At 60.1% G+C, this 6,000-nt stretch carries 5 protein-coding genes; all 5 read right to left on the bottom strand.

The annotated features are described in order from the left end of the window. Nucleotides 1-148: 148 nt before the first annotated feature. The 5 genes from OC610_RS04545 to OC610_RS04525 all read right to left on the bottom strand — a co-directional run bounded on the left by OC610_RS04545 (nucleotide 149) and on the right by OC610_RS04525 (nucleotide 5,839). Nucleotides 149-418: a DUF3613 domain-containing protein gene (locus OC610_RS04545; protein ID WP_264426711.1), complete on the bottom strand. Its 270-nt coding sequence runs from the start codon at nucleotides 416-418 to the stop codon at nucleotides 149-151. Between the two features lie 22 nt (nucleotides 419-440). After that, complete coding sequence (locus tag OC610_RS04540) at nucleotides 441-1,154, bottom strand: tetratricopeptide repeat protein (RefSeq protein ID WP_264426710.1); 714 nt, start codon at nucleotides 1,152-1,154, stop codon at nucleotides 441-443. Nucleotides 1,155-1,210: 56 nt separating this feature from the next. Beyond that, entirely contained in the window at nucleotides 1,211-2,434 is a 1,224-nt protein-coding gene (locus OC610_RS04535; protein WP_264426709.1) for a type II and III secretion system protein family protein, read from the bottom strand. A gap of 471 nt (nucleotides 2,435-2,905) precedes the next feature. Further along, on the bottom strand, nucleotides 2,906-3,313 hold the full coding sequence (locus OC610_RS04530; RefSeq protein ID WP_264426708.1) for a PA2817 family protein: 408 nt from the start codon (nucleotides 3,311-3,313) through the stop codon (nucleotides 2,906-2,908). A 78-nt stretch (nucleotides 3,314-3,391) separates the two neighbouring features. Next, entirely contained in the window at nucleotides 3,392-5,839 is a 2,448-nt protein-coding gene (locus OC610_RS04525; RefSeq protein ID WP_264426707.1) for an acyl-CoA dehydrogenase, read from the bottom strand. Nucleotides 5,840-6,000: the final 161 nt, after the last annotated feature.

Here is a 6,000-nt window from a genome sequence, read left to right as displayed (position 1 = left end):
TTGCTCGCGAAAGCGGTGGGTCAGCGAATGAAGATGCTGGCTGTGGTTCCGGTTCAGCCAACACTTTCAAGCCAAAAGACCGCAGCCTCCGGCAACACCTAATAAGCGTAGGGTCGCCGGAGGCTGCGGTCTTTATGCGGTTAACGCTTCACTTACTCTGGCTGACATCTCCCCCTGAGTCTTGCTCAAAAAACATCGGGATCGGGTAAGTAAAGCTGTTGAGCCAGCGCTGCATGGCCAGTTCGCGTTCGGCGGCCGATGCGGTTTGCAGGTTGGTGGAAGCCACCACGCCACGGATCTGCAACTGCATCCAGCTCTCGGTTCCTTGCTGCGCCGCCGAAGACGGGCCTGGGTCGATCGCCCAGGCGGAGGTGGACAGGCAAGTCAGGCATACGATCAACAATGGTTGGGTCTTCATCTCTCGGACTCCTCGAAATGCGCTACTTGACCGCGCCGGTTGAGGCATCGACGACCTCGGTCAGGCGGTTCGATTGTGAGGTCATTGCATTGCCGGCAGAGCCACGGATTTTTTCCGCACGGGCTTGTGCATCGGCCACCTGTTGGGGGCTCAGCTTGGCCATGCTCGCCAGTTCCGCCGCCTGCTTCCAGTTATCCTGGTAGATCAGCAGGGTCACCATGTTGAGTGCCGCCAGCGTGTCGGACTGCTGCAACTCCATGGCGGTCATGAACTCGAAGCGGGCTTGAGGAATACGCCTTTGATTGAGGTAGACAACCCCCAGGTCATTGCGGATTTTTCCTTCGGTGGGCGCCATCTTTGCGGCACGTTCGAGGTGTTCCGTGGCGTTGGCGTTGTCATTTCTGGCCGCAGCCAATTGACCAAGACCATGTTCACCATCCGCAGCCAGGCAAGTCCCAAGCAGGCTTTTATACAACGGCTCGGCCTCGCTACGTCCCATCAGGCGCAGCACCCGGGCCTTGCGCAAACGGACCTGGACCAAGTCTTCGGGTAAGCGTTCAAGGTTCGCCAGGCTGGCATACAAACGACCTTCATTGGCCATGTCATCGGCCAGGTTCAGGGCCAGTTCCTGGTCGGCGCCGGGCTTGGCGCAACTGGCCGTGCTTGAGGCCACGGTGCCGTGGCTGGCACAACCGGCGAGCATCAAGGTCGCCGTTATCGCAATGATTGCTTTCATCGCATGCCTCTTGGGATCCAGTTGAATGGCTGACGCTTCGCACTGCACGTAGCGGCTCATTGGGACAGCCCGCTGCGGTTGTCGAACTCGCCATGTTCAAGGAAGTACATGCGGTAGAAATTCGGGTCGTAATTGCGTAATTGCTCGCCCGGCAACGTTGGCAGTTGCGCGTCGGCAGCCAGCGGTTGGACCAGGTGCGGAGTGACAATCATCAACAGCTCGCGCTCTTCGCGGTTGATGGAATTGTCCCGAAAGAACGCGCCAAGAATGGGTATGTCACCCAGGCCGGGAAACTTGTTCACCTGCGAACTGTTGCGGGTACTGATCAGGCCGCTGATGACGAAGCTTTCGCCGTCAGCCAGAGCGATGCTGGTATCGGTGCGGCGCACGGTCAGCGCGGGTACCAGCGTCCCGGCGATGTTCACGGCGTTGGTGAAATCCAGTTCGCTGACTTCCGGTGCGACCTTCAGCGCGATGCGGTTTTTGCCGATCACGGTGGGCGTCAGGGTCAGGCGAATACCGAACTCCTTGTACTCGATGGATACGTTGTCACTGCCGGCACTGGGTACGGGAATCGGCACTTCGCCGCCGGCCAGGAAGCTGGCGCTCTGCCCGCTGAGAGCCACCAGGCTGGGCCGCGCCAGGGTGTAGGCGAAGCCGCTGCCTTCCAGGGCGTTGATCATCAACAGCGTCTTGCCGGTGGCGAACGACAGATTGAACATGTCGTTATTGACCGGCAAGGAAGGCCGGACGATACCGCCGACGGTGGGCAAGGTTCTCGGCGCGCCGAACAGGAAGTTGCCGCGGGTACCGAAGATCGAAGTCGAGGCCTCCTTGAGCTTGGTCCGGCTGACTTCGACAAAACGAATGTCGGTCTGCACCTGGGCGAGCAGCATCGGGTCGTCCGACGGCACGCTTGCTGCACTGGTCAGCGCGGTGGTGGCCCGGCCTGTCACGAAAACCATGCTTTGGCGGGGTATTTTCGAACAGGCCGTCCACACCATCAGGCTGGTGGCACCGGGCATGAGGCCTGTGAGGATGAAGGCATCGTTGCCACTGGGCTGCACGTCGGCGATTTTCGGATCGCCCACCGCCAGCTTCGTTACCGGGGCAAGAATGCGCAGTTCATTCTGCAGCCCCTGGCCAACCTCGAAGGTGGCCGGCAAATTGTCCAGTTGCGAACAACTATCCGCCGCGGCGTAAGCCGCATCCAGGCCGAGGCCCATCCAGAACAAGCCATGAACAAGGTGTTTCAACACGGGCACGGTACGATAGCTCATAAAATGATCCTCGACAGACAGGCCGTCCTTAGGCTGATCAGTGCCTCGGATCATTTACGGGGCCCGGGCTACCCCCCCATTTTCATCAAATCACTCAATGTCGCCGGCAATTGGCCTGGGGCACATTGGACGTCCTGACTGGATGGCACGCTGTATTGGCACATCTGAAACGCCCTTGAATCCGGGCTGGCGAGCAGAGCGACGGTTGCCAATCAGGTCGGCTGTGGATCGGTTCGCCTGTTCCCTGCTCGCTTCTGATTGACAGTAGTTCAACACTGGCAAAGCGCCACGGACTGTGTGAAAAAAACGTCTAAAAAGTGACGGGGGCAAAAAGCGCGGGGTACGACGTGTCAATAAACTGTCTTTTGATGTAAATCTGCGAGATAGATCCGAGGTGTTGCGATCAACAAAAAGCCGCAAAAAAACCCGCAGGGTTAAAACCGTGCGGGCCTTTGCAGTGCTGTTTCGTGATCAGTGCTTGCTGTCCTGATCCGACATTGCCAGCAACTGTTTTTCCTGGTTCCAATCGAAGGGCTCATCGTTTTGTTCTGCTTCAAAGCGACGCTCTTCCAGGGCCTGATACAGATTGATTTCTTCGTCGGGCATGTAGTGCAGGCAATCACCGGCGAAATACCACAGCAGGTCGCGGGGTACCAGGTGGGCAATCTGTGGATAACGGACGATCACCTGGCACAGGAGATCCTGGCCCAGGTACTGGCTTTCGATCGGGTCGACGGGCAGTTGGGCGCGCAACTCATCAAAGCGCTCCAGGAACAGCGCATGGCTTTCTTCGGGAACCTGTTCGGCCTCACCCACGGCGACCAGGATGCTGCGCAAGTGGTCAAGCAAGACAAGGTGATCGGCAACGACATTGGACACGAGATAAGTCCTCAAGAGCAAAACGGGCGCAGGAGTATAAAGCGCCTGCGCCTGCTTTTACATGCTAGTCCGTCCGGATCATCGGACTTTGTCCTCGGCGAGCGTCAGCGCTTCCTTATCGAAGTCATCCACGTCGATGACCTTGCGTCGTGCCGTTTCGGCTGCCCGCAGGGTCTGTGCATCACCGGCCTGCAACACGCCTGCTTCCAGGGCCGCGTCGATAAGGTTTTCTCCAGGCGCTGGATTGAATTGGCCTTGCTTGAGGGCAGCATGGATTTTTTTCTGCAGCGGATGGGCGGCGACCAGCAGGTCGGCGGCGTGTTGCAGTCCGCCCACTGGATCGTCGGTTGATTGCGGGCGATAGCAGCCCTGCAGCAACTCTTCCAGGGTCGGGTCGCCCTTGGAACGTCCGATGACCGCCGCGACCTCGGCATCAAGCCTGTCGCTCGGTCCCCTGTGGCGACGACCCAAGGGGAACACCACCAGGCGCAACAGGCCGCCCAGCACCCGGTTGGGAAAGTTGCCCAGCAGCTCGTCCAATGCGCGCTCCGACTGGCCGAGGCTTTCTTCCATGGCCCACTGGAACAGTGGCGCCATGTGGTCCGGCGAATCGAGATCGTGGTAGCGCTTGAGCGCGGCCGAGGCCAGGTAAAGGTTGCTCAGCACATCGCCCAGGCGCGCGGACAAGCGTTCGCGACGTTTGAGTTCGCCGCCCAACAACATCATGCTCAGGTCCGCCAGCAGGGCGAATGCTGCCGCCTGCCGGTTGAGTGCGCGGAAATAACCTTGGCTCAGGGCATTGCCTGGCACGTTGTCGAAATGTCCCAGGCCCAGGTTGAGCACGAGCGTACTGGCGGCGTTGCTGACGGCGAAACCGATGTGCTTGAGCAGCAATCCGTCAAATTCGATCAATGCCTGGTCTTTGTCGTCTCGGCTTGCCAGGGCCATTTCCTTGAGTACGAACGGATGGCAGCGGATGGCACCCTGGCCGAAGATCATCAAGTTGCGCGACAGGATATTCGCGCCTTCCACGGTGATGAAAATCGGTGCGCCTTGCCAACTGCGCCCCAGGTAGTTGTTCGGTCCCATGATGATGCCCTTGCCGCCATGCACGTCCATGGCGTGGCTGATGCATTCGCGGCCGCGTTCTGTCAGGTGGTATTTGAGTATCGCCGACAGCACTGAAGGTTTTTCGCCGAGGTCCACCGCGTTGGCGGTCAGCATGCGCGCAGCGTCCATCAGCCAGGCATTGCCACCGATCCGCGCCATGGCTTCCTGGATGCCTTCGAACGCCGACAACGGCACGTTGAATTGTTCCCGTACCTGGGTGTATTGGCCTGTGACCAGGCTGGTGAACTTCGCCGCGCCGGTACCGACCGCCGGCAGGGAAATCGAGCGCCCGACCGACAGGCAGTTCATCAGCATCATCCAGCCCTTGCCGAGCATGGCCTGGCCGCCGATGAGGAAATCCAGGGGGATGAAGACGTCCTTGCCCCAGTTCGGTCCGTTCATGAAGGCGGCGCCGAGGGGCAGGTGGCGACGGCCGATGTGGACGCCGGGCGTATCGGTGGGAATCAGTGCCAGGCTGATCCCCAGGTCTTCTTCGTCGCCCAGCAAGTGGTCAGGGTCATAAGCCTTGAAGGCCAGGCCAAGGAGCGTGGCGACCGGGCCGAGGGTGATGTAGCGTTTTTCCCAGTTCAAGCGCAGGCCGAGGGTTTCCTGGCCTTGCCATTCGCCTTTGCAGATGACCCCGGTGTCTGGCATCGCCCCGGCATCGGAACCGGCCAATGGACCCGTCAATGCAAAGCAGGGGATGTCGTCGCCACGGGCCAGGCGCGGCAGGTAGTGGTTGCGTTGTTCGTCGGTGCCGTAATGCAGGAGCAGTTCCGCCGGACCGAGGGAGTTGGGGACCATCACGGTGGAAGCCAGGTCGCCGCTGCGGGTAGCCAGTTTCATGGCTACCTGGGAATGGGCGTAGGCGGAAAAACCCTTGCCACCGTATTCCTTGGGAATGATCAGGGCGAAGAAACCGTGCTCCTTGATGTGTGCCCAGGCTTCTGGCGGCAGGTCCATGGCCTGGCCGATCTGCCAGTCGCTGACCATCGCGCAGAGCGCTTCGGTTGGGCCATCGAGGAATGCCTGTTCTTCTTCGGTCAGTTTTACCTTGGGATAGGTCAGCAGCAGGTCCCAGTCCGGCCGGCCGCTGAACAGTTCGCCATCCCACCACACCGTGCCCGCGTCGATGGCATCGCGCTCGGTCTGGGACATGGGAGGCAAGGTTTTCTGGAACCAGTCGAACATCGGCGCGCTGAAATATTTGCGGCGCAGGTCTGGCAGTAGCAGCGGTGTCGCGATGGCAGCGAGCACCAGCCAGAGAACGAGCATCAGCCAACCGGGTGCATGGCTGGCGATACCCATCGCCAGCAGGTAGACCGCGACAATACCCAGCGCCGGTAGCGGGGCGGTGCGGCGATGCGCCAGCCAGGCTATCCCGACGACCAGAACCAGTATCCACAACAACAGCATAAGTGATCCTCCGTGAACCAAGGCAAAACCGACCTCCAGAGCTTAGACGGCCCCTGCAAAACCGGCGGTAGGCGCAAGGGGACTGATTTCGTGGGAAACCCTCCCTGTATTGCGCCAGTCTGGTTGGCAACAGCCGTGGGAAATCGTTCGTTGCCAAAGTG

Source organism: Pseudomonas agronomica, assembly GCF_025917275.1.
In the GTDB taxonomy this organism is placed as follows: Bacteria; Pseudomonadota; Gammaproteobacteria; order Pseudomonadales; family Pseudomonadaceae; genus Aquipseudomonas; species Aquipseudomonas agronomica.
Note: the sequence above shows the minus strand (reverse complement) of the source record. Positions and strands in the feature narration are given on the sequence as shown.